Raw genomic sequence first — 25,903 nt, 5'->3', positions numbered from 1 at the left:
CAAGGACATGCTATTATACCGACGATTGTCTAGAGCTCCAAAGCTTAGAAGGTTTCAAGCGCGCATTTTGAATTGAAACCAGAACCGTAGCCATAGTCATATCCCCAATATTCTATTTGCTCATAGGCACCTATACAAGACAAGCCATTATCGGTAAGCATTGGAAATATGGGATATAATTTGGTTGGGATCTCTTGTTTTAATTCAAAGGTCTGCCCATCAAAAACGTGTATCATTCTTTCTTTCTGTACAGAGGCATAGATATCCCCATTCTGATGGAACAAAAAGCTCAGATAGTTCTTACCGGTAACATTTTGGAGCACAGGCCCGGGAGACAGATCCGCAATATTAAAAAACCTTCCTTCTATCCCGGTCACGAATTGGCTTCTGTCATTATTCCAGCTTACTATAAACTCGTCAATGTCATTCCCATCTAAATTCTGGTCAGGAAAGGTACTTTCAGTACGGGTTAGCGAAAAGTCCCAGCCGGTAACCGGGTCCAGATCCGGACCAAATTCGTAGATAGAGGCACCGGAGGTATGAGGCCCCGAACCTAAGGTGAGCAGTGTTCCATTCTCAAGGACTTCGAAATATTTGAATCCCTGACCTAACCCAAATTTCAATGTTTCTCCGGAAGTCAGATCAATATAGTCAAAGGAGAAGTCATCAACGAAATAGAGGCGATCCCCTACAATTCCGAAAGTTTCAAAATCGTCTATGAGTTCTGCCGTGTATTGTGTATCCACATTGTAGGTGTCCTTGTCTATGAAAGAAATGGTTCCGGTAAGGTCTCCGGTCACTATTTTATTCCCCGAAAAGATAAACTTGTCATAGTACTCAAAATTCTGGCTTAGTTCGTGCCTCTGAATGATCCTGTTAAAAGAACCGTCATAGCGAGCGAGTTGTGCCGTTCCCGATCTGTCCAGAATATGATAAATGTTGTTGTCTGCCGGATCTCTGGAAACCTGAAAAGGTACCTGATCAAATTCAGGAAATACTCTTGAAAAGACCTGTGGCTCACTTTCTATAAGGGTAGTCTGACTAAGATCGTCCGTATTTAAGCGATAATTCACTTTTACTACATAGCTGATCTTTGGCAGGTAAGGAACGTTAAGATCTTTGTAATTCTTAGCCGATGAAGGCAGGCTTTCGATCAGTTCAAAAAAGGTCCTGCCCGAATTATCTGTAAAGGTTTCACGGTATACCAAAAGATCTTCAATGATAATATCAGCGCCTTTTGACAGTTCCCAAACAAGCTCGACCTCCTCTTTACTTGTATTAAAGCCAGTTATGGTAAGTTCCGGAGGAGTGGAATCTGCTTCGTCGTCCAAGGAGCATCCGGTGAGGATCAGCAGGGAAGCGACAAATAAAACCTTATAAAATTTCATTTAGTATCTCTTTTTTTAGCTTGCGGGTATAGTCGTCCGACCCTTTCCGGAAATATATGTTGTCGTTTAAAACAAAGAAATTACCTATCTCCCAGGCTGACCCCAGATGGTGTTCAATGCCCGGTTTATCATTCAAATAATTACCAAATCCACCGTAGTAGAAGTATTGGTTAATTATGGCCCCCTGGTATTGAAAATAGAAGCGTGCCGAATCATCATCCAGTGTTAAGTCTGGATTTAAGCGATAGCCCTTGGTAACACCGGATTGTGGTGAATAGTTGTAATGCATTATACCATCAAAATGAAAAATACCGCTCAGACCTGTGCTATAAAACTTGAAATGCTCCCAAATGGGGCCTGAGGACAATTCAGACCAAGTTTCTGAAAGCTCGTCATACTGATAGCTGGTGGCCACATTGCTTGTTGTATTGCCGTCATAAGATTTACCATTGATCATATAAAAAGTATCCTGGAAGTAGAACATTACACTACCGTATCTATTGTCATTAAATGGTAGTTGGATCTCTTCTGCCGAAAAATCTGCCAGATTGATCTTTTTTAAGATCCGGGTATTGTCAGCAACCGTACTATATACATATAAAAAACCCTTCTCATTGGAGGTCAGGCTTTCCAAATAGCCTTCAAATTCCGTCCCCTCTACGATCTCCCATTTTTGGTCATCTGCAGAAAACTGGTAGAGGTTATTTTTATAACCAAAGTCAACCTCGTCTCCTTGAAAATAAGCATAGGCCTTACCCGCATAAACAACCGGCTTGGTACCATTTATGCCCGGGTTAGTATCTACCACGATGGAATTATTAAGTATTTCATATTGAATATCCAGGGATACTTCATGTCCGCCCATTTGATACACAACCTTATTGGCGACAAAGTCCTCGTAAGGTCCTACCGGAATCCTTATGGTCAACTCGTCCTTGCTTGCTCTTGAAATGGTGGTCTCCTTATCGTCAACAAATACCTTACCTATATTCATATCAGGATTAAAGTTCATTCCGGTAAGGACCAGTTCCCCTCCTGTCCAAAAGCTTTCTGAGGAAGTTAGAATTTCCGGTTCCTTCAATTGCAATGGCACTTCAGATACTACCTCCTGTAGCTGTGCGGTCACCTTCACTTCAAGATCGCTTTTAAATATTGCGGTAGGTAAATAAATATCAATTTCGTTGTGATTGGCCCTAAGCACATCGGCCCTTTCACCATTTACCTCAACCTGCACAAAGTCCTCGTTGCTATCAAAATTCTCACCCTGGATCTTTAAAGTTTCCTGAAAGGATATTTCAGCACTGCTGAAACCAGAAACGACTGGAGTCCTAAGCAGGAATGTTTCTTCAAGCACATTCTCATTGGTGTTGAGATCTACGATACGAACAGTAGGGTTATATCTTTCCAGTGTTCGCGGTACCACGACCTTAATTTTCTTGTTAGTAACGTAGTTTACCGCAGATTCTTCATTGTCAAAAAACACCTGAAGCCTGCCCAATTCAAACCCCTCACCGTCAATTTCTATTTCCTCCCCCATGACCGCTCTGGGTAAAGAACTGAATACCGGCCCTGTATTATCATCGGTCCCGTCTTTGTTACAACTAATCCCGGTAATAAATACAACTGAAAAAAGTAAAATACTAAGACGTTTCATCGATCTAACTTCAATTATTTTCATTTTAATGAGGGTCTTCGCTGATCTTATACCGATACATATGGGAGTGACGGAGATAGTAATCAGATTCTCCCAGACCAAAATACAGGTAGTCTCCCTGCCCTATCATTACATGATGCAGTAATTTGACGGGCATGGGGGTCTTTTCCGTCCAGGTTTTTGTTACAAAATCATAGGCGTACATTTCGTACCTGATAAGGGAGTTTCCTTGTCCGCCACTATAGTAAAGCTTGTTATTGTATTCGTATATATTCACATCGTAATTAAACTTGTAGGTCCCCATAGGATGCCCCAGATCTTCCCAGGTTGATGTTAGAGGGTTATACATGAAAATGTTCTCGTTAAATATATCATAGATAATTTTACCCCCGAGTTGGTACATTTTACTTCTATAACTGCGAATAGGTGCCGGAAGATATCCCAGGGTCCTGGTATGCGTATTCAGATCGTAGATGTAAAACTCGTAAGGATCCGCATTGGTAACACCCCTCGTGACCACATAAGCAACATCATCTAAAACAACCCCATTCTGCAAGTACTCATCTACCTCCAGACTCAGAGCAACATACTCCCAACTTTTGTTTACCATATCATAAACCTGAAATCCATTACCGCTGGGCACATAGACCTCATCTCCATTTACGGATGGTTTATACGTAGAAAGTCGGGTGTTACTGAAGCCAGGAACATTGGTGTCATAGGCGCTCCAGCTGTTAGAAACTATATCGTATTCATAAAGGCCCGTTAGGTTTAGATTATACAGTTTACCTGAGTATTCAAAATCCGTGTTATAACCAGAATGCAGCCAATAAAAAGCGTCGTTGGGTATCTGTAAATTTTCGTAGTTCTCAAAAGGTTCTATACCGGTTATGTTACCAACATTGGTAATTTGATTGCCGTAGGTGAACGTTATTGCAAGACTGGGTTCTAACAATACGTTATAGGGAAGCGTAAATTGCAGTTGAGTTTCTGAATTTGATATGACCTTACATCCTGTGCCATTAGCCGCTATGGCATAAGAAGAGGATCTTTCCAAATTTGTTCCTGTGATGGTGTAGATATCTTTTCGGGTTCCGGAGTTGTTGATCAGAGCTGTGGCTGTAGCTGCTATGATCTCAAAGTCAATTTCATTGGATTCCTGCCCTCCCGTTATAACTTTTACTGTGTGGCTTCCCGGAGCTATTGAAAAAGGGGGGTAAAAACTGGCCCAGCTGTCATTCATTGAATAAGTATCCAGGGCTTGACCATCTACCAATACCTCACTTACTCCGTTGTAGGCAAAATCTGTTCCCTCAAGACGTATTTCATCTCCATAGAAAAACTGGGTCTCATTTATTTCATCTATTTGAGGTGGATACACCTTGTAATTTTGGGAAGCGTTACCATAGGCGGTGGTAAGACTTATTTCAATTTCGCCGATTTCCGCAAAGCCAAATTGAGCCTCCCAGTTGTAGGAACTCTTTAACCATCTGGTGGAGTAAATGATTATGTTCCCCTCCTCATCCACTTCGGGTACGGACCAACTTCTATTCAATGTACCACCACCAACTTCCATATTTTCCCTTGTTGGGATGAAATATTTTGTTTTCACTTTGATCTCCTCCTCCAGGATGTGATAAACATCCTTCTCTATGGAAATGATTTCCGGAGGGAGCATGGTGATTTCTTCGGTGAGCTCAAAACTGGCAGTTTTCAGTACCAATTCAGGATTCTCCTCTTCAAAATACTGATCGATCACTACTTCAATTTCATTGTCCGTAGCGGACAATATGGTCTGAGATCTCCCGCCTACCAGTATATCCAGTTCTTTGTTAGGTTGTAGAAAGTATTTTCCTTTAATGGTAAGCGTGTCTAAAAAGCCTGTCATTCGCTTATCCAGCTCCTCTATTACCGGAGTTGTGCTTTGATAGTATCCCGTCTTTTCAATGATCTTGTCCAGCACCTGGATCTTAACATCCAGCAGTCCGGCTGAAAGCCCTTCAGGAATCTGAAAGGTCAATTTGTCAATGTCATAGGCTTCTTGCAGTGCTATTTCCTTTTCTTCTATCCACAACTTACTGATATTTGAATGGAAGTTTTCTCCATGGATCTGGGCGGTTTGGCCAACATAGGCCTCATAGGGCGCTATGGAATCGAATACCGGAGGAAGAATTGAATAACTTTGCTCCAACGCTTTTGAAACCCCGCAGGTAGTCAATTCGGGTTTGAATTCGGGCATTGAAATATTGGGAAGGACTACAAATTTCAGCAGGCTGTCAGATTCAAATACAAGTCGCTGTTCGGCATCACCCAGTTGAAGGATATTCTTGTTCGTCTCTGTTGAAATACAAAAATTCCGGCCTTTTATTACAATGGTGTCATTGATAAAGCCTTTCAGGGGAGCGACCTCAGTGATCTCAAAATCTATTTCTACATTACTCACAAAATCGAGAGTATCCCCGTAGAAATAGGTGTTTTTTGCGAAGATATAGGGATATATGGAATAACTTTCTCCTTTCACCAGGCCAGAACTCACAGTGGTTTGAAAACGCCTTTCGTTAAGTGCCCCCAGGGCTACCTTATCGTAGAACTGATTATTCTTCTGTAGAAAAACACCGTGGTCTGTGATGGTGATGGGATTATCCCCTTCGGCCAATACCTCTGTTTCGGAAGTTATGCCCGCCTTGTCATTATTCAATATCTTAAAAGAGGTTACTTCTATCCTGTCCAAACCATTAGGGTCTGAATCCTTTGGATCATCAGAGGTACAGGAAAACAAGCATACAAGGATCAGAGCAAAAGTGAGGGAGAACTTTTTGGCCATGTTCAAGTGATAAGGAGAATACAAACATATGAAACTTTTGGTTTTAGGGTAAATATTCGGGATTATATACCGCTTTTCTCCGTAAGATGCTTCTTACCTCGTTTAAAATCTTTTTTGTAGTAGCCAGGGAGATAAGCCCTGGTTATTTCGGCTTTCTGCTGAAAAGGGCTTCATTGGGTCGATTGTATTACCTAGCGGTGATCCAAAAAGAGGGAGGATTTAGAAAGTTAGAATCGTGTCGGGCTCGTAAAGATTCTTTTTACTTGAGCTTAAAATTAAACTTAAACTTCATACTCGATGGCGCGGATTTGTAATCCGCGCCTCTCAAGAAAAGGTTTTCGCTTGGGAAAGGATGGTTTGCTGATACGTTATTCTACTTGTATCATGTTATTCATGTCCAATGGAAAGCTATCGTACTCTTCATAAAGCTTTAAAAATTTACGAGGGTCTACCGGTCTCTCCTTTAGTGTTTCATGAAGTTCTCTGAAAAAGTTTTCCCTGTTCTGAGCAGGATTAAAAATCAAAAGCAGCTTTGCAGCCTTGTCACTATCATTTCTAAACCCATGGGGAGTAAATCTCGGAATATGAGCGACAGCTCCCTTTTCAGCCACAATGTTCCGCTCTCCAAGGCTCAATGTTACCTTGCCCTCTTGAATGATGAAGGTTTCGTCCATGAAGCGGTGATAGTGCACTTTGGCACCAATTGTTTTCGGCGCCAAACATATTTCATAAACTCCTATTTGGTCATTGGTAGTTTCACCTGTGACCTTGAAGTTTATCGATATTCCATGGGATTCAATCTTCTCACCCTGATCTGGCATTACCAATAATGCATTATCAATTAATACATCTTCAAATAGATCTGAATCGGTTTTCATGAGTTCCGGAGGTTAGGCATTACGTGAGGAAAATTACCAATCACCTTCCAACTGCTGTCCTCTATTTGTACCAGCGAGATGAAAGATTTAAACTTCAACTCCGAACTTTCCAGCGAAACTTTGACCATAGCAATATTTCCCTCGATATCTATAGAATTTACCTCCATTTTTCTGGGATTTCCGCCAAATGTTTTGTTCGATATCAGAGAAAAATACCTCTCTTTATCAATGATATATATACCCTTTTCACCAAAATATCCGTTTTGAACATTGATGTATTTATCGTGCAATGCCTGATCTAGTAATTCAAGATCACTGGTATCACCTCCTTTAAGAAATTTGGTGATTTGTTGAATTATTTTTTCTTCGTTGTTCATGATATTAATTATTAAAATAGCTTCTTATTTCCTTTTTGATTTCGCTTTTATTTTTTTCCACCAAATGCTCATTCGCAGTACCTTCTATTGAAAATTGTTTTACAACAGAAATTCCAATAAAATTTAGAATGGCCTCCAGGTAAGGGGTCTGGAAATCAAACTTTTCAAAAGCAGTTCCTTTAATAAGGCCGCCTTTTGTTGTTATCAAATAAGCCCTGATTTCTGTAAGTAGCCCATGATGTCCCATTTCATCAACGTTGAACGAATGACCATGTCGAACTACCGTGTCAAAGTATTCTGTAGGTTCTCTGGATATTGAACCATTGGACCTGGAACTGCAGTCCAATCGCAAAAGTGTTTTCATCTGTAATTGTTTTATTTGGTAGATTGACAATTACATCATGAAAAACGTGACAAGCAAATATTCTATATGCTTCAGTTTGAGGGGATCTACTACTGAGAATACGCTTTTTATTTTATGATTATGAAGCTCAAAAACCTGGCAGTTAACCAATTGATCTTCATCAAAAAACAAAAGTGCGGGCTGATGATTGATTTCGGTGATCTTAATTTTTTGACTTACCTGGAATGTTTCAAATACGCGCATAATTAGATCCAAAGCTGCGCTTTTCCCGCTTGTTATATTTCTTAACACCTTGATGTCTTTTCCTCCGTCAGCCATTAATTTAATATCATCGGATAATAGCTTTTCCAGCTTATTCACATCGCCACTCTTTACTATGTTGACATAATTTCTAAGGTACTCCGTACGGTCCTCATGACTTTTTTGATCGTTATACCCATTCCCTTTATCCAGTTTGGATTTTGCCCTGCTCAACAACTTTCTGGAATTCTCAATTTTCAAATGAAGTACTTCAGCTATTTCTTGATGAGAATATGAGAAAGCTTCCTTTAAAATAAAAACAGCCCTTTCCGTTGCGCTGAGCTTTTCAAGAACAACCAGCAATGAATACGAGATTATTTCTTCTTTGTTCAGGTCTGAGTCTGCCTTTTCAGTAGCCATAGGTTCAGGCAACCATACCTCTGCTGAAGTCATTTTACTGGAACGTTTTTTTATATTGATGGAATGATTGATGACAGACCGGATCAAATACCCGATCGTATTTTCTACCTTGACATTATCAAGATTCATATGCTTGAGCATAATATCCTGAACAACATCCTTTGCATCCTCTATTGAACCCAGGATGTTATAGGCATACGGAAACAATTTTGACTGGTAATCCTCCAAAACTACAGTATTGTTGTACATAAAGATAATGACAACTATAGCCATCAAAACGTGACACCCTAAGAACTTTTTTTACTTGAGCTTGAACTTAAACTTGATTTTCCCTAAAAATTGGAACGCTACTGTGCATGGGAATACCTGAAAAGTAAAAGGCCGGAAATTCCGACCTTCAATTTTATAACTTCCTTAGGTTTAGTAAACCTATACTAGCTGTCAGCAATGTAATCAGCAAGGTTGGTAGTAAAAGTAAATTCCAGCTAAAATCCCGCTTTTGCTCAAAATATTTAGCCTGATGTTTTTGCCAATCTATCACATCTGCAGGTGCATTATCAAATATTTTTGGATAGAAACCTAACCGAAGGTTGGCATGAAAATCTGTTAGGGCATCCAAAAAGTTCATATGACCGATCATATCCGTCCCGGCCAATTTGTTAAAGCTCAGTTGCGCGTGCATGGTAGGCACAAAAAGAGCTATCCTTTCACTTACCTTATTCCGCATTAGAATTTTCTTTTTCATATCCAGACCGGTTTTATAAGACTCCATATCACCATTGTGCTGCATGGCATAATACCATAACCAACTAAATTCATCTTCAGGTACCGACAAATCTTTAAATTGGGGATATTCCTTTAGGAAACCACTCATAGCAACATCTTTTTCCAAATCCCATTTTTCATGATATCCATCTCGTTGTTCGATCATGGCATGCAATGCTTCTGGCACTTGATACCTATTGATTACATAATTATTTACGGTAGCTGGCAATAATATGGTCAGCACAACCCAAATAGAAATTAAGCTCAATGCATTAAAGCTTGATTTTTTTCGAAAAGAGATAATTAGCAAACATAAAGCACTCCAAAACAGTAGATATAAAATACCTTGCATAAACAACGCCCAAAAATATGTATTCATAGGTATTAGCAAGTATGCGGCCGCCAATAGCAATAACACCACTAAAACAAAAAGTATGAAGAGAATTCTTACCGATAACTTTTTTAGTAAAAATGATATTTTAGCATTTGTCTGTGCAGCTAGAATACGCCAAGTACCTTGCTCTTTCTCCTCAGAATACAAGTTGAATGTCATGGCAATCAATACTAAAGGAAAGAGATAAATAATTACAAAACCTAAATCCAAATTACCCGACATCAGTAAAGACGGGTTTTCAAAATCAGAGTCATACTTCTGCCCTTGCAATCCGCGAATGGTCACAGTCTGTAAGAGTGGATTTACATCGCTCTGACCAATAGAAATAGCGCTAATGTTAGTAGGTTGTTTTATCAAGGTGAAACGTAAATAATAGAGCAATAACCCAAGATCATCCCCATGATATTCTACATTTCTATTGATACTTTCTTTTTGAAATTGCTTTGCCGCTACAATTGTCTTTTCTTGCTTTACTAGGTATTGCTTACCTATAAGAATGCTGATAATACCTAAGGTGAGTAATAAAGCTAAACTCAACAGGAATATCCTTGTTCTTATGAAAGAAGTAATTAAGAGGCTATACATTTAAATTGCTTTTAGGTTAGCGCCCAATTGGGACATCCCAAATAGGACCAAAACACTCCATAATAGTAATGCAAAAATGGAAACAGCTTCATTCTTAAAGACCTGAGAAATACTTAAAAAGTGATATTTAAATGGTGGAAATTCTTTCCAGTACCTATTTGAAATCTTGTTGGGCCCAACGTGCCCTTTATTAGGAATTAATTCCATTTGTAATCGGTTCATATCCTGCGCCAATCTATAGCGATATGTTTCAGCTTTCTCTTTAAAATGAAGAAAAGACTTAAAATCTGTACCCGAAAATGCCATAGACAGATTTTTAATTGCAGAATAGGGATTAACAAAAGCGGAAAATCGCTCTAGGTTGTTCTGCTTTAAATAAACCGTATAAAGGTCTTTTTGATGCTTTAAGTAAACTTTGGTGCTTAGTTCTTCACCCTTAGCCATAACAAAACCACCGTAGTTAAACGGTAAGTCCTCCACCTTATCGACTTGGTTTACTTGTAAAACAGAATCACGAAGCGCATTAAAATGCGGGTCATTAGGGTCGTGGCTATCCCCTAACTTTTTTAAATCGTGCTCAACCAAAGTCTCTAATTCTATCTTAGAAGGTGTTGGATACAAATAATAGCCTAAAGCTTGCAAGGATTTTGGAACAATAACCACGAACAACAGCCAAATACCCAACGATTTCACCAAAGCCCCTTTTGTGGTTTTGCTGAATGCTGAAACTAAAACGGCAATCGCACTCAAAATACCGAAAAACAGTATATAGCTGAATACCAGAACAAGATATCTTAGAAGGTCATCTGAAGAAGATGTATGTCCTAGTTCCGCAAATACAAAACCAAGCAGAATTAAAAATACAAGGACCAGTATTACCAGGGAAATGCTCCAAAGCCCAAACCATTTGCCAAAGACAATTTCTTTTCTGGAAATTCCCTGTCCTACTAGTAATTTTAACGTGCCGTTTTCTCGTTCTCCTGCTATAGTGGCAAATCCTAAATAGAAAATCAGTAAAGGAACGATTACTTTAAGTAGCATTGCCAAACTTACCTCCCCAAAGCGCAGTAGCCCAGTGGACATGCTCACTTCGGAAAAGTTGACCGTATTTTGCTTGTGGGCCTCCAAAAAAACAGCATTCCCAACGTAATTTTCCATCCCTAAATCAAAGACGCTTAAGGTGTGCTTTAAACGCAATGCAAAAGATCCGTAATGTGCCATACGGTGTGGATGTTTGTCTGGATTGTTCTCCCAACTTTGCCGAACTTCATCTTGAATGGCATCTCTGGTAAAATTCTGCTCATGATAATTTTCCCAACCTGTGTAGATCGCAAAAACTAATAGAAGGCCCAATAATATTGAGACTATTTGCATTACTTTAGAACGCAAAGCTTCTATCCATAATTGGCGCGCCATCAAATAGATTACCGTCCTACGCATCTCTTAGAATTTATACGTGGCGTTCAATAAGAAATTTCTAGGTGCTCCTGGACCTAACCTAGAAGGATTAAGACCACCTAACCAATACGTTTCATCAAATAAATTATTTGCTTTTAGGGTCAATTGAATACCTGTATTCGCAGGTCTGTAATAGATAGCGGCATCGAATACAGTATAAGATGGTAGCAATACTCTATCGGGAAGATACGTAGGGTTGTACCATGTAAATCTTTCGTCTACAAATTGAGCACCTAAACCAAATCCAATACCTTTCATAGTTTCATTCATAAAATCGTAACGTGCCCAAAAGTTTGCATTGTGTTTGGGGGCACCTCCAATTCGTTGTCCAACAAATTCTTCTATGGAATCTTCTAAAATTTCAGCATCGTTAAAGCCATAAGACGCTATCAATTGAAAATTTGACGAAACATAACCAGAAATATCCATTTCAAAACCTCTACTGCGTTGTTCGCCAATGGTTGTTAAGTTATCTAAATCAAAGGTATCACCAACTAAAATGTTCTTTTGGGTAATTTCGAAAATGGCCAGGTTGGCAAATACTTTTCCATTGAAAAATTCTGCCTTAGCACCAATTTCTTTTAGGCTACTCTCTAAAGGATCAAACCTCCCAGGTGAAGCAGTCCAAAAGAAACCTTCACCAGTTGGATTTAATGATATGGTGTTGGTATGTGGCTGAAAGCCTTCTAAATAGGTTGCATAGGCACTAATGTCCTTGCTCAGCTCGTAAGTCAGACCGAGCCTTGGTACAAAAGCGCTAGTTTTAAATTCTTGCTCATTGATACCTTCGTAATCAAAAATATCTTTAAACCATTCATATCTCAAATTAAATAAAGCGGAAAACTTTCCGACTTTGAACTGATTTTGAATGTAGATACCATCAGAAGTTGTTAAGTTTGCGGGAATTTCAAACTGTCTAATTACATAGTCATTAGTATTTCTAATTCCGTTGAAAGGGTTGGTTAGATCCAAATGCGGTACAACAGGAACCAAAAGTCCATCAGCTGTTTGCTGAAAATCATTCGGATCACTTGTTCCAGGTCTGAATCTTCCAACAGTACCATCATTTAACAAATAGTCCCTTGCGCTATTTGCTCCACCAATTCTTCTTTCCCAACGGGTGGCATCGTATCCTACCAGGATTTTGTTGGTGACATTATTCGTTTTTAAGTCATAGGTAAAAAATGCACTTATATTATCTGTGTTCCAAGCCTGTTCTCTTTCCGCAAATCGCATTGCGATAAGATTAGGAACAACATTACCATCGACATCAAATGCCTGACGAAAAGCGTCTGCCCTATGTTCTTTTAGATCCTCATCCCAGGTTTGTTTCATATACTGGGCATTAAATCCAAAATTTTCACCTAACTTTTTACTAAAGCTTGTCATTAATATTATTTCCCTGGTATTATAAAAATCGTTGATTGCACCAGGATTCAAGGTGATAGGTGTGCTATTTGGATCATAATCATCATCAACGGCACCGAATATGGGTTGTCCCCTATCTAAATTGCCTGCAGCATTATTATAAATCATTTCCACATTCAAAGAGGTGTTTTTGTCAGGAACGTAACTCAAAGACGGAGCAAATAATAGAGCATTGTTGTTAACAACATCTCTAAAAGAATCTGCCTCTTGATAAGCAGCGTTAAAACGATAAAGTAAGGTTTTGGATTCATTTAAAGGTCCTGTAAAATCGGCTGTGGCTCTTAACGTACCGAAGCTACCTGCCGCTATAGACACTTCGCTGCGTTTTTCGAACAAGGGCTTTTTTGTCACCATATTGACCGTACCTCCAGGGTCGGCGCTGGAAAAGGTTACCGAAGAGGGCCCTTTAATTACTTCAACCCTTTCTAAATGAGACGTAATCGGCTGTAAAAAGTAATACTGACGCGTACGCATACCATTTATTACTTGTCCGTCATCCCCTTGCGTAATACCCCTAATATTATAGTGATTATAAAGTCCTGTGAGTGCAACATTACTTACTATTCTAACGGCATCAGGTAACTGAAATGCCTGACGATCGGCAATAAGTTCTTTAGTTACTGTGGCTACCGCTTGTGGCAACTCTTTGTTTTTAATAGCAACTTTGGTCGCAGAGAACGAGTAGTCACTATTGTAATCAGTTCTCGCACGGCCAATGACCTCCACGCTCTGAAGCTGTTCCGTACCTTCACTTAAGGTTATGGTTCCTATATCCAAAGGAGAACTTGCAATAATTTCTACTTGATCTTTATAGGATTGAAATCCCAAATAACGAATCTCAAGTGTATAACTCCCATTGGGAACGCTGAGCTTGAATTGCCCTTGGTTATCAGTTAGTTTCCCGTAAGTGCCTACTGTACCTTGCATGGTTATCGTTGCCCCAACTATTGGTTCAGCTTGATTATCTATAATGGTCCCTGTAACGGTTTCTTGTCCCCATAGGACGCAACTCGTAAATAGGACAAATAGTATTGTAAGTTTTTTCATTTTTAAATAGTCTTTAGGTAGATATCCTGTAATTCGTTTGCATTTATTGTTTTGGTGTTGGCAGTGTACACGAGCTCTCCTTCTGTCATGATACCAATTGTGGTACCCAATTCCACTGCATTAAAAATGTCGTGCGTTGCTATAAAAATCACTTTACCCATTGCGGCCAATTCTTTACATATCTTGGTAAATTCTGCTGTAGCTTTTGGGTCTAAACCAGAAGTAGGTTCATCCATAAAAATCACCTCGGCGTTTTTGGCCAATGCCACAGCAATTCCCACTTTTTGCCGCATTCCTTTAGAATAGGACGAGAGGCGTTTGTGCTGTGCATCTTTCTCTAGTCCTATCTTGGTTAAAAAGTCTTCTAATTCTTGGTTAGTGTAGGTGAAGCCTGCTAAACGACTAAAAAAGTTTAGATTCTCAACTCCGGAAAAATTATCATACAATTGTACCGTCTCTGGGATATAAGCGGTAAGCTGGTTTATTTCATCTTTACCAACTTCTTTATCACCAACGAAGGCATGACCTCCATCTTTTTTGATGAAACCCAAAAAGATATTTATAGTTGTGGTCTTTCCTGCTCCGTTTTGACCTAAAAGACAGAAAATTTCTCCTTTGCCAACTTCAAAGGAAACGTCTTTTAAAGCAACCTCGCCACTATATGACTTGGTCACATTTATTGCTTTAAGCATGATATCATTAGGATTAATTAATAGAATGGATCGCATTTATGTCCATCATTATGTGATGTGCAATCCTTTAGTGGAAGGGTTAATCCAGTTTTTTAATTCAAATACTACTATACCTAAAGCACCAGCATATAAATGAGGATATACTGGTAATATATAGGTACAGAAAAGGCAATAAGTGTCTCTTCAAAGCCTATTCAAAAGTTAAAACTTGGATTAAGAAAATTGTGGCGGTGGTCTTGTAAAACGAAGGCCTTCTAAGGGCTCATTATAAAAAACATCTTGTGGGGCCTCACTTTTCAGTTTTAGTTCTGAAAAAAGAATTGTTGTCTGAGATATGGCCTCACTATCTGAGGACAAATGGGGTGTAAAGCTTATTGTAGTTGTAATATCACAGAGCTCACAATGCTGAACATCAGTATCATCTGTATGATGGGTAAGCACATGAAAACCTGCAACCTTTAAAGAGAAGAAAAGGGTTGCAAAAAACAACGAGATTGCGTCCTTGAAGTTTTTCATTGCCGAGAGTAAAAATATTTAAATCCTTGAGTTTACCAAAATAAAGATTTGATACCACCAATTTTTACAATCCCAACGGCGAGCAAAACAAAGTTTGTGCTACAAGCGTCCCGAAACATTCCAAACTAATACTACCGAGAGAGGTGTTATCTTCAGTAGTCTCTTCTCGTTTTACTTTTTAGCAAGGCCAGTTCATTGGCATTAGTATCGATATGCCAATAATCGTTCCCGAACCTTGGCCGGAATAGCTTCACTTTCAAAAGTAATTAAAGAAATTCCTAAGAAATTAAACTACTTATTTGGATTACGCTCACTAAGTTCGCGTGATCCAGAGAGGGGGGGAAGACAGTAAAGAGAACCTGTTCGCTTCGCTCATAGTGGTTTTTTATTTACAATCCAATACTGGAATCAATTCCGATTGGCCTAAAAATAAAAAACCATCGCCTTATGACGATGGTTCTTCTTTACTGTCGGGATGACTGGATTCGAACCAGCGACCACACGCACCCCATGCGTGTACGCTACCAGACTGCGCCACATCCCGATTCACAGTTTCAACTGTGATATTTCATTATTTCATACTCCGTAGCCCAAACTGTAATAATATAAGCAGTCTGGGTACCAGACGGAGCCTGCCCCGAGCGCAGCCGTGAGGCCACATCCCGATTCACAGTTTCAACTGTGATATTTCATTATTTCATACTCCGTAGCCCAAACTGTAATAATATAAGCAGTCTGGGTACCAGACGGAGCCTGCCCCGAGCGCAGCCGTGGGGCCACATCCCGATTCACAGTTTAGACTGTGATATTTCAATATTTCATACTCCGAAGCTCAAACTGTACTAATATAAGCAGTCTGGGTACCAGACGGAGCCTGCCCCGAGCGCAGCCGTGGGGCCACATCCCGGTTTACAGATTCAAACTGACGGCTCTGGCCATCCATTTCAAAAGGGTGACAAAAATAAAGAGTTGTATAAAGATATCATATCTTTTTACCAAAAATTTGCCTGAAACAGAAAGGCCGAAGTATACCTTCGGCCTTGTAAATTCTTTTTTTGGAATAACCTCAGCTTTCCAGTAATCCTTTCAATCGTTCCAAATTATTTTGAAGCTTTTGCTCAAAATCAGGGCCGTAGTATTTTTCAAAGGTCTTTTTAGAGATCCCCTTAAACCAGACTTCCTCCGTGATCTTTGACCCTGAATCTGCCGGAGCTACCGTCCTCCGTACATAAAGCATTCCTGAAGACAGCTTATGGCTGAAAGTATAGGATCTACCCGGGTCCACAGCAACTATCTTAAACTCATTGATCTGACCTCCCGGACGGATCATCACCCCTGTGGTTTTCTCATTAAAATCAGTATCGAATTTGGTATCAATCACCATCTTATCCCATTTTTTCCACTGGGATACCTCGGTGATAACTTCCCAGGCTTTTTCTTCGCTCTGTGTAGCAAGTACACTGGCCGTAAAACTTTTTGAACCGTTCTGGGCCATGGCCAATTGAACGGCAAACAGAAGAACTAATAATCCGAACTTTTTCATTGGAGTTGTTTTTAAATGGTCTTACTTCATTGATGTGTTACAACTATAAAGTTGACCCCTTTAAAAATCAAAAAATGTGTCAAATGACACACTAACAAAATTTTAAGAATTCTGAAGGATTTCTGTTCTCCTGATACGGTGTAGTGTTTCCCTGGATGTACCCAAATAAGAAGCTATGGTTTGTAGCGGCACAACCTGGAGCAGGCCTGGTCTTTTTTCTGCTAGTTCGTGGTAACGCTCACGGACGGATTTGTTTGCAATCTCCTTGATTTCTTCAAGTACTTTAACCAAACTCAATTCGGTAATCGTTTTAACAAAATTACTCCACCTCATGCTAGTGTTAATAAGAGAATCATATTTGGGTTTCGTCAATTCGTGTATGGTGCAATCCGTCATGGCCACGCAACTCTGTTCAGACCTTTTGGCTGTGGAAAAGCTCTCCAGGTCCGTACAAAAACAGGGAGCCTCGCGTAGTCTTAAGGTCTTCTTCTCCCCTTCCGGAGTATAATTGAAATGATGCAGCACTCCACTTTCTAAAAAATAGATGGAACGTACCAAATCGCCTTCCTGGAACAAGGGCGTACCCTTTGGAATTTCCTTTGTCTTAATATGAGAGAGTAGGAAATCCATCTCTCCCGCAGACAGATCCTCTACAGACATGAAATATTTCCTGAGTGCTTCCATACACTCAAAGTTAGGCCATGCTCACACAAAATCCACGCAAAAACTGTTAAAGAAGTAAAATTGAATCTGAATTGATCATTTAGCTCTTAAGCCGTATAAAATCCCCCTTCAACTGAGCCTTTTAAAATAGAACAAGCGCCAAATCTCTTTGACGCTTGCTCAACCATACTCCATTGAAAAAAATACTATCTATATAAGGTAAAATGGCCTACGTATTGCTGTTTTTCCTTGTCGTTGGCGTTAACTACATACCAGTAATCCCCGGTAGGTAATTCAGCACCTTCGTAGGTTCCGTCCCAGTTAGTTACCTGGTCCAGAATGGCCACTACCCTTCCATATCTGTCGTAGATCTTCACCTCGATAAAGGGGAAGAAATCCCTGTTTCTGGGGAACCAGACATCGTTATTGTTATCTCCGTCCGGAGTAAAGAACTTAGGTATCTCCAGCATGCCGGTGAAATCAAACGGAATGGCCAGGGTAGCTTCACATCCGCCGTCGTCTACAACACGGATGTTCACCATGGCATCTTCATTCGTTTCATACACATTCACATCTCCAAAAGAAACCCCCTGGAAGAAGTATTCATATCCGCCATAACCTCCTGTTGCCGTAGCGGTAATCTCGTTAGGGCCGGATTTTACCGCATCCAGGGTCAAAGGGTCATAGGCATCTGTAGTAAATTCTACAAATGTGGTACAACCATTTGAATGGTAAATGTAAACCGTATGATCTCCCGCGGGCAGATCGCCCCAGGTCCTTTCAGTGCTTGCAAGGGCCGTAATCGCATCTGTAGGATCCACAGGATTTAAGGCAAATAATAGATCTGAGTATTGACTTGTATCCTGCATGGACACCGTTACCGTACTATTCGGGAATATGCCATCGCATCCGTATTGAATATCCGTAAGCGGCTGAAGGTCCACTCCAATACCTACCGGAACGATCACATTGGTTTCACAATCGTTGGCATCTCTAACAAAGATCACATAGGTATCTCCTCCTACAAGATTGTCCCAGAACATTGCCGGATTTGGTGCAAAGTCTGCCGGATCGGTGGAATTCAGGGCAAACTCATATGGAGGTGTTCCACCGTTTACGGTAAGTGTAACGGTACCATCCGCATCACCCAGACAGGTTTCCGGAGTGGAATCCGCGATTCCAGCTACCAGTTCTGTAGGCTCAGTTATCTCAATAGTTTGTGTAATGGTACATCCTAAATCGTCCTGGATGATCACTTCATAAGTCCTTGGTTCAAGATCTGTAAAGGTCTTGCGGTTAGGGAACATAGGGTCATCTCCTTCGAAGAACTCACTCAGTTGATCGGCTATGGAGTAGCGAATAATTCCGGTTCCTCCACTTGCTTCAATGATCAATTGTCCATCAGTATCTCCATAACAGCTTACAGGTACTGCCTCCAGGTAGTCCAGTACTAATGGTGGCGGATCTGTGATCTCAATCGGATCAGTAATAGCGATACAACCTCCACTTTGGGCAAAAACCCAGTAGGTTCCTGCACCCAGATCCCTGAAGATCCCTGAAGATTGTGGTCCTGCCAGGATATCTCCGGCAGTTGGCGGAGCAACAGGTACTCCTCCGTTACCAGGAGCTCCAAGGTCGTTATTAACCAATGTATATACGTAATTTCCAATACCACCAAAGGCTTCTGATCTGATGATCCCGGTTTGCTGATCAGCACAATTGATCTGTATAAGGTAGCTTTCAGGCACCACGACCAAGGCTGCTGCCGGATCCAGTGAGATCTGGTTCGATACCTCAGAAGGACAACCGTTGGAGTTCTGAACATCGTACTGGAATGGTCCCGGATCTATGGTAATATCCTCTGTGATCTGTACCGTAGTCGCCAGTGGGTCCAGGGCATCGAACGGCTGGAACGGATCCGCGGTTCCTGCTCTTCGGTAGAAGTAGCTTACGCCAACTTCCGGATTGGTGATCGTAAGTTGCATTACACCCAGGTTACCACAACCAGGGGGTTGTAGCTCCACCAATTCACCTATAACCGGATCAGGATCCTGAACCGTGATCATGGTAGTTGTAAAGGTACAATTCCATCCATCTAATATGGTAATGGTATAATCTCCTGCAGACAAATTGCTGAAAGTAGGGGTAGTCTGCAGACCACTTTGAGTACCATCAGACAGCCTGTTCAACTGGAAGAGGTAATTACCTGGTCCCTGACCTCCTGCTATCGTATGAGCTTCAATCACGGCGTCGTTGTCATTCGGACAAGCCAAGGGATTCACTATCTGTATCCCGGCAGTAATCGGCGTTGGGGCCGGAAGATCAATTGTGGTTGTTTCCGGGCATCCTTCCACATCCCGAATGTTAACGGTATACAATCCCGCTGAAAGTCCAGTAATATTAACATTTGTGCTCGGGAAATCCTGAATAATGGTAACCCCGTCCGGTGCGACAACCTGATATTCGTAGGTTCCCCATCCTCCATCACCTTCCAGGAAGATCTCTCCTAAGCCTGGATTGGCACAAGTTACGTCTGCGGTTTGAGTCGCGGTAACAGTTAGTGCCCTATCCGGCTCTCTGACCGTAGCTACATTACTTACTGTATCACAGAACGGACTATCCAAGGCTTCAACCCTTACCACGAGGTTACCCGCTGGCAGTCCAGTAATGGTTTCTGGGTTCTGTACGTTAGTATCAAAGGTTCCGGTTACTCCAGTGGTAGTCTCAACTCCGAAATTGTCTACGGAGAAAACTTCCCAGTTGTATTGACCGGTATAGTTGTTGATCTGAATGCTCATCTCCCCGTCATTACCGTTAAAACAGGTTACCGGCTCTGTTTCAGCTACAACAGCTTCTATAGTGTTGTATTCGGGAACGTTTACAATAGGCGTCAAATAGCTACATCCGCCTACAACCGTCACCTCAAAGATGTAATCTCCGGGGATGCTTATCGGCCAGCTTACACGGTCCGTTCCTCCGGAACTCAGTGGCGATCCGGAAAGCGGAAGAATATCCACAAGGTAATTGCCGGGCCCTTCATTAATAATAACTTCTATTGACCCCGGATTGACACTTACTCCGTCAGCCGGATCACAACTGATTGGGTTAACGTTAAAGCTAAAGGTAATGTCTGTTGGTGCAAACAGGTCTACCTGTACGGTTTCCTGACATCCATTCTGGTCCGTAGCGGTAACAAACCAGGTCTGGTCTGTACCGTTATCCACTATTTCAAACACGTTATTAGTACCATTGTTAATGGTAGTGGTACCGTCTGTGATGGAATAGGTATATGGTGCTGTACCGGTATTGGCTCCAGTACCGTCTCCGTTGGTATCGGTAAAAGCGGTAATGGTAGCCGTATTAAATCTGTTGTTGTTCGGGTCACACACAAAGTCTGTATGCGTCTCTGCCAATTGCAGAACTGTAGGCTCTGTAATGATAATATTGCCTGATCTGTCTGAACAGCCTCTGTCCGAGACCACCTCTACCTGGTAGGTGTCCGGTGGAAGGTTATCAAATAAGGCGGAAGCCTGAGGACCTCGTAACGGTGTACCGCTTGCGCCGATATAGAGATAGTATTCAAAAGGGCTATCGGTATCCGTACCTGGTTGCAATTGTACATTGATATAGCCATCATCAGCGCCATTACAGGTTACGTTTTCACTATCTACGGGTTCAATTATATCCGGAGTGTTCACCACGGTTACATCAACGGTTACCGTGTCATCACATAAAGGAATAGTATTTGAATCCAGATCTGTTACCAGGATAGTATAGTTCGCGGGGAACAGATTGGTAAATACTGGATTATTGATCTGAACGATCACTGGGTTCACCCCATCGTCTAATTCATACCTGAAGTTACCACTACCTCCGGAGGTATTCACCGTAATAACACCATCTCCGGCATTACAGGTAGGCTCTGTAGTAGCGCTGGCGGAAATCGCAAAAAAGTCGAATACCCGGGCCACAACTGTATTAGTACACCCATAGCCATTCCTTACCACAATGGTATAATCTCCGGGATTCGGAACGGTAAAATTCGGACTGCTCTGGAAACCACCTCCTATATCGTATTCAAAAGTATCCTCCGGAGCAGGACCCGTAGTTAAAGGAGAGGTAACGTTGATCGTATAGTTAGCGACAGCAGTACACTGGTTGATCACATCCACGGTTGGCGTTGGAACACCAGGATCTTCTGTTACTATTACAGGTGTAAAACTGGTACAGCCATTAGCATCTTCTACATAGAAATCATAGGTCGCAGGGTAAGGACCAGGTATTTCATATGTCGTTTGTGTTGTAAATGTGGTCGGAGCAGGATCTCCTGCTGGCACATAGGCAAAGCCATAGGGAGCGGTTCCTCCCGTACCTCTTACCGTTACAAGAGCACCAACATTACAATTTGCAGGTTCGTTATTATCCACTACTAAGGATGGGATATCTGTAGTGATATTTACCAGGGCGCTGGCGTCACAATTCGTGTTATCGTCATTTACAAGAACCTGGTAATTCCCCGGTGGCAGACCTGTAATGGTATCCGTATAAGGCATAGGTTCGTTGGTAAATGAGGTAGGTCCGGAGATAATGGCACCGGTATCCGTATTCTGAACCTGGATGGTAAAGTCTGCCGGACTCGGAACAATGCCATCTACTGTAAATGTTATCTCCCCATTTGTTCCGGTACAAGAAGCAATGGACGCTGAAGCCGTAACTGTAAATGGTGTAGGAGGATCAATCGGATCTATTTGTTCGATATAGGTACAACCCAAGAAGTCAACCACCTGTACAAAATACGTGGTTCCATAGCCTACCTGGCCGGTAAAATCATGGGTATCGGCATCGACGTTGGGTGAAACCAACGGATCTCCTACCAAGCCAATCATATAAGGTGGCGTACCCCCAACAATATCCACGATATACGTAAATGTGGTATTACAATCCGTGGTTGGCGGTGGTGATACTGGAATAAGATCTAACTGGTTTTGTGAAATGATCACTGTATCCCTGTCCTCACATCCGGAAGCATCTGTAGTAACCACGGTATAGGTGCCGGGAGCTACATTTGGGAAATTAGCTGTTGTCGCGGGGGTTGGGCCTACGGTGGCCACGGCGACCCCGTTAATATCCTCCAGGGTATAAGTATAATTCGCTGTTCCGTTTGCTACCCCGGTAACATCTATGGATCCTTCCACAGTTCCGGCCGCACAAACTGCATCGGTTGGTACTACAGTGGCATCAACAGCCACACTTGCTCCCACAGTGGCCGAAAGCAATGCTGTAGTACAACCTCTGCTATCTCTTATCATAAAAGTGTTATAGGTACCCGGGGCGAATCCAGAATAAATATTCTGAGACGTAAAGGTAGTTCCGCCATTATCGCTGTACTCATAAGGAGGTACACCAAAATTGGTATCCGGTACCAGGGTAATGATACCGTTATTATCGCCACAGGTAGTATCCGTTGGTACTGCCGCACCAATAATAGTTTCAGGAGGTGAGATAGTTACCACATTGGTCTCAGTTCTACATCCCTGGCTGTCATAGACCTCAAACTGATAGGTTGTATCCGCAATAATGGAACCATCGTTTGGAATGCTATAAATAAAAGAGTTTCCTGTAATGTTTGTATTGGTTGTGGTATATCCTCCTCCGTTGATACTTACGTTGTAGTAGTCATAATCACCACCAGAAGGGTAACCATTACTGATATTTACCTGGATTTGTGCCGGAGGTCCACCACAATCCAATTCCTGTATTGTGGTCGCTGTAGCGGTGATCTCAGGTTCTATGGTAACGGTAATATCGTCCCTACAGTCGTTACCGTCTACAACCTCAATATCGTAGGTTCCGGGAGTAAGGCCATTAAAGGTATTACTACCGCCTAACAAACCGCCGTTAATTCTATACTGGTAAGACCCGTCTCCACCAGTGGCATTAACCACAATGGTAGCCGCGTTTACGTTGTCATAACAGTAATCGGAGGCTCCGGTGTCTACGGTCAGAACCGGAGAGTCCAGAGAAGTCAAAGTAAAGGTATCTGTGATCGTACAACCATTTGCATCGGTCACACTTACCTGATACGAACCATCCTGGGTAAGATTGGAAAAGGTATTCCCATTTTTAGGTCCAAGCGTAGTAGCATCCGGAAGTGTGAGTGAATAGCGGTTACCGCCCCATCCGCCTACGGTATTGATGCTTACCGCACCTACATTGTTATTCTGACAGCTCATCGCGGTCACATTCAGGCTACCAATGGCAAAGGCCACTGCCGGTTCCTCGATCACCAGGGTGGCGGTATCGGTACAGTTGGTATCCTCGTCTGTAACCAGGATGTTGTAGCTTCCTGCCGCAAGGCCAGTAAGGTTAATCACTCCGTTGGTCTGCCCGGTTACCGGGGCCGCCGCGTCTATCTGATAGGTATAGGTATTATCAAAACCGTCAACCAGGAACCTACCTTCTCCATTACTCTCTCCAACACATCGAACCACCTGGGTCTGCTGTGCGTTTACTCCAATGGAACTGATGTCCGTAATGGCAAAATTCTCATCATACGAACAACCTTCGTTATCGGTAACCCTAAAAGTATAGGTACCCAGGCCGAGCCCTGTAAATACCGGGTTGTTTCCATTATTTATGGCGCTACCTGCTGGTGCGATGATCTCGTAAGTGTAGGGTGCGGTTCCTCCCGTTTCCGTAACGGTTACTGAAGCTGTTGCCGTTGCACAATTCAGGCTTGAAATGGCAAAATCCAGGTCCGTAGGTTTGTCCAGCGCATTGAATACAATCGGAGGCAGTGTAAAAACACAATTGTTTGCATCCCTGATCTGTGGAGTATATGTCCCAACCCCAAGGTTGGTAAAGGTGGTGGTTGTGCTGAATCCTGCACCTATACTATAGTCGTAAGGCGGTGTTCCGCCGCTAACGCCTGAAATGGTAATTTGTCCGCCTGTTTCATTCAAACAGGTGGGAACAGAGTCCGGATTCGCGGTACCACTTATACTGGAAGGTGTACCTATAGTCTCATTAGAGGCCGGAGTAGTACATGAAAAGGCACCCTGTTGGTAGCGAACAACCACATCGTAACTACCTGGAGCAAGCCCGTTAAAGACATTACTTCCCTGGAAGTTGGTTCCATTGTCTATACTGAATTCCAGGTTATATCCGAATCCGTTGGTAACATTCACTGTGATCCGACCGTCATTAGCACCACCGCAATTCGCATCTTCCGCTACTATATTGTATACTGGCGGAGGAAGGTCTTCCACATCCACACTGGCTGTGTGCTGACAACCATTGGCATCTTCCACTAATATATTATAGGTTCCAGAAGTTGTTACCGTAAACATAGTGGTCCCGGCATATGGAGCACTAAAATTAGTCCCGCCATCCAGGCTATAACGGTACGGAGAGGTTCCCCCGGTAGTCGTAATGGTTACGTCTACGGATGCGGCGCCACAACCAAAACTGTCAGAGGCTGTTGCCGAAACATCAATAGGACTGATACCATTCCCGATGTCGATGGGGTCTCCATTGATATCCAAAGTAACGAGTTCGTTACATTTATTAGTTTCTACCCTTACGCTATAGGTCCCTGGACTTACATTGGCAAAGGTATAGTTGCTGGCTCCATCGGGTCCGAAGGTATCCACCGTAACCCCATTTTTTATAAGGCGATACGTATAGAATCCTGGAACTCCGCTAACACTAACGTCGATACTCCCCAATTCCCCGCTACATAGAATATCGTTAGCCGTAACATCCACATCGATATCAAGATCCAGTACATCTACGGTATTGGAAGGGAAAAGGCAGGCACTGCTGGAAACATTCTGCAACCTTACCCATACCTGATAAGTTCCTGCAGTAGTCACATCAAAGAAGGGATCGGTCTGGAAAGGGCCGGTAGAGCTATTCAGGCTGTATTCATAACCGGCTGGAACATTAACTACCTCTACCCTACCTGGGTTACCACATATAATATCCTCCTTGATAAGTTGAGGATCAAGGGGGTTAAGTGAGGCCCTGAAATAGTAATACTGCCCGCTTCCAACGCGAACTCGGAATTCACCCGCTGAATCCAGGCTGTAGGTAGAACCCGTACCAACCACGTCATAACAACTGTTATCGGTACTGTTACATTCTTCGCTGATTGAGGGTGCACAGCGGTTGGGATCTAGTTTTTCCCAGCTATAGGAACCGCCACTCTGACTCAGAGTAAGCGTACGTATATCGCTGGTTCCGCAAAGAAAGAATTTTGCAAGAGTACTACCGTCAATAGAACATACAGCCGTATCATCCGGATTCTGGATGATGGTCATAAACATCGGGGCACTTACCGCCGATGCGTTCGTATTGATGGCGCTTGTGTTGTTGACAGTTTCTGTTAGCTCAGTATCATTTGCCGTATCCGACTTTATGGAAACAGCTTCCTCAACAGCCTCGGAGATCTCAGATATAAGCTCGTAAACTTTCGTATTTGCTATGGCCGAAGAACCTACAATTGACGACAAAATCAAAAGTAGGGCATACAAGAAATGCCTTGATTTTTTAGGGAGCATAGGTTAATTCGTGTTATGGCAAGAATACACTTGATTTGGGATCAGGATATTCTAGAGCGTAATTGTTTAAACTTATATTTTCTCTTTATCTTTAGGCGTTAGCCTA

Annotated in this window: 15 protein-coding genes and 1 tRNA gene; all 16 read right to left on the bottom strand. The window is 42.0% G+C overall.

Annotated features, from left to right (window positions below; all coding sequences use genetic code 11):
• Window positions 1-44: 44 nt before the first annotated feature.
• The 16 genes from GTQ38_RS05450 to GTQ38_RS05375 all read right to left on the bottom strand — a co-directional run bounded on the left by GTQ38_RS05450 (window position 45) and on the right by GTQ38_RS05375 (window position 25,797).
• Window positions 45-1,388, bottom strand: a complete 1,344-nt coding sequence (locus GTQ38_RS05450; RefSeq protein WP_161434465.1) for a hypothetical protein — start codon at window positions 1,386-1,388, stop codon at window positions 45-47.
• A complete protein-coding gene (locus GTQ38_RS05445) occupies window positions 1,375-3,066 on the bottom strand; it encodes an IPT/TIG domain-containing protein (RefSeq protein ID WP_161434464.1) in 1,692 nt (563 codons plus the stop codon). Before GTQ38_RS05445 ends, GTQ38_RS05450 begins: the two co-directional genes overlap by 14 nt.
• 1 nt (window position 3,067) lies before the next feature.
• On the bottom strand, window positions 3,068-5,866 hold the full coding sequence (locus tag GTQ38_RS05440; RefSeq protein ID WP_161434463.1) for an IPT/TIG domain-containing protein: 2,799 nt from the start codon (window positions 5,864-5,866) through the stop codon (window positions 3,068-3,070).
• 368 nt (window positions 5,867-6,234) lie between these two features.
• Window positions 6,235-6,744 carry a cupin domain-containing protein gene (locus GTQ38_RS05435; RefSeq protein ID WP_161434462.1) on the bottom strand — a complete coding sequence of 170 codons (510 nt, stop codon included), beginning with the start codon at window positions 6,742-6,744 and terminating at the stop codon, window positions 6,235-6,237.
• On the bottom strand, window positions 6,741-7,121 hold the full coding sequence (locus tag GTQ38_RS05430) for a nuclear transport factor 2 family protein (protein ID WP_161434461.1): 381 nt from the start codon (window positions 7,119-7,121) through the stop codon (window positions 6,741-6,743). The genes GTQ38_RS05435 and GTQ38_RS05430 overlap by 4 nt, the downstream gene beginning before the upstream one ends.
• Window positions 7,122-7,125: 4 nt before the next feature.
• A complete protein-coding gene (locus tag GTQ38_RS05425; RefSeq protein WP_161434460.1) occupies window positions 7,126-7,485 on the bottom strand; it encodes an NAD(P)H-dependent oxidoreductase in 360 nt (119 codons plus the stop codon).
• 30 nt (window positions 7,486-7,515) lie between these two features.
• Complete coding sequence (locus tag GTQ38_RS05420) at window positions 7,516-8,394, bottom strand: sigma-70 family RNA polymerase sigma factor (protein WP_161434459.1); 879 nt, start codon at window positions 8,392-8,394, stop codon at window positions 7,516-7,518.
• Between the two features lie 154 nt (window positions 8,395-8,548).
• Entirely contained in the window at window positions 8,549-9,889 is a 1,341-nt protein-coding gene (locus GTQ38_RS05415; RefSeq protein ID WP_161434458.1) for a DUF3526 domain-containing protein, read from the bottom strand.
• Window positions 9,890-11,329, bottom strand: a complete 1,440-nt coding sequence (locus tag GTQ38_RS05410) for an ABC transporter permease (RefSeq protein ID WP_161434457.1) — start codon at window positions 11,327-11,329, stop codon at window positions 9,890-9,892.
• A gap of 3 nt (window positions 11,330-11,332) precedes the next feature.
• A complete protein-coding gene (locus GTQ38_RS05405; protein ID WP_161434456.1) occupies window positions 11,333-13,822 on the bottom strand; it encodes a TonB-dependent receptor in 2,490 nt (829 codons plus the stop codon).
• Between the two features lie 2 nt (window positions 13,823-13,824).
• On the bottom strand, window positions 13,825-14,514 hold the full coding sequence (locus GTQ38_RS05400; protein WP_161434455.1) for an ABC transporter ATP-binding protein: 690 nt from the start codon (window positions 14,512-14,514) through the stop codon (window positions 13,825-13,827).
• 213 nt (window positions 14,515-14,727) lie between these two features.
• Complete coding sequence (locus GTQ38_RS05395; RefSeq protein WP_161434454.1) at window positions 14,728-15,030, bottom strand: hypothetical protein; 303 nt, start codon at window positions 15,028-15,030, stop codon at window positions 14,728-14,730.
• 470 nt (window positions 15,031-15,500) lie between these two features.
• Window positions 15,501-15,574 (bottom strand) — tRNA-Pro (locus tag GTQ38_RS05390).
• 522 nt (window positions 15,575-16,096) lie between these two features.
• The gene (locus tag GTQ38_RS05385; RefSeq protein ID WP_161434453.1) at window positions 16,097-16,573 is read right to left on the bottom strand and encodes an SRPBCC family protein; all 477 of its coding nucleotides are present in this window, start codon (window positions 16,571-16,573) and stop codon (window positions 16,097-16,099) included.
• Window positions 16,574-16,675: 102 nt separating this feature from the next.
• The gene (locus GTQ38_RS05380) at window positions 16,676-17,257 is read right to left on the bottom strand and encodes a Crp/Fnr family transcriptional regulator (protein WP_161434452.1); all 582 of its coding nucleotides are present in this window, start codon (window positions 17,255-17,257) and stop codon (window positions 16,676-16,678) included.
• 185 nt (window positions 17,258-17,442) lie between these two features.
• A complete protein-coding gene (locus GTQ38_RS05375) occupies window positions 17,443-25,797 on the bottom strand; it encodes a T9SS type B sorting domain-containing protein (RefSeq protein ID WP_161434451.1) in 8,355 nt (2,784 codons plus the stop codon).
• Between the last annotated feature and the right edge of the window lie 106 nt (window positions 25,798-25,903).

The organism is Poritiphilus flavus, from assembly GCF_009901585.1.
Classification (GTDB): domain Bacteria; phylum Bacteroidota; class Bacteroidia; order Flavobacteriales; family Flavobacteriaceae; genus Poritiphilus; species Poritiphilus flavus.
Note: the sequence above shows the minus strand (reverse complement) of the source record. Positions and strands in the feature narration are given on the sequence as shown.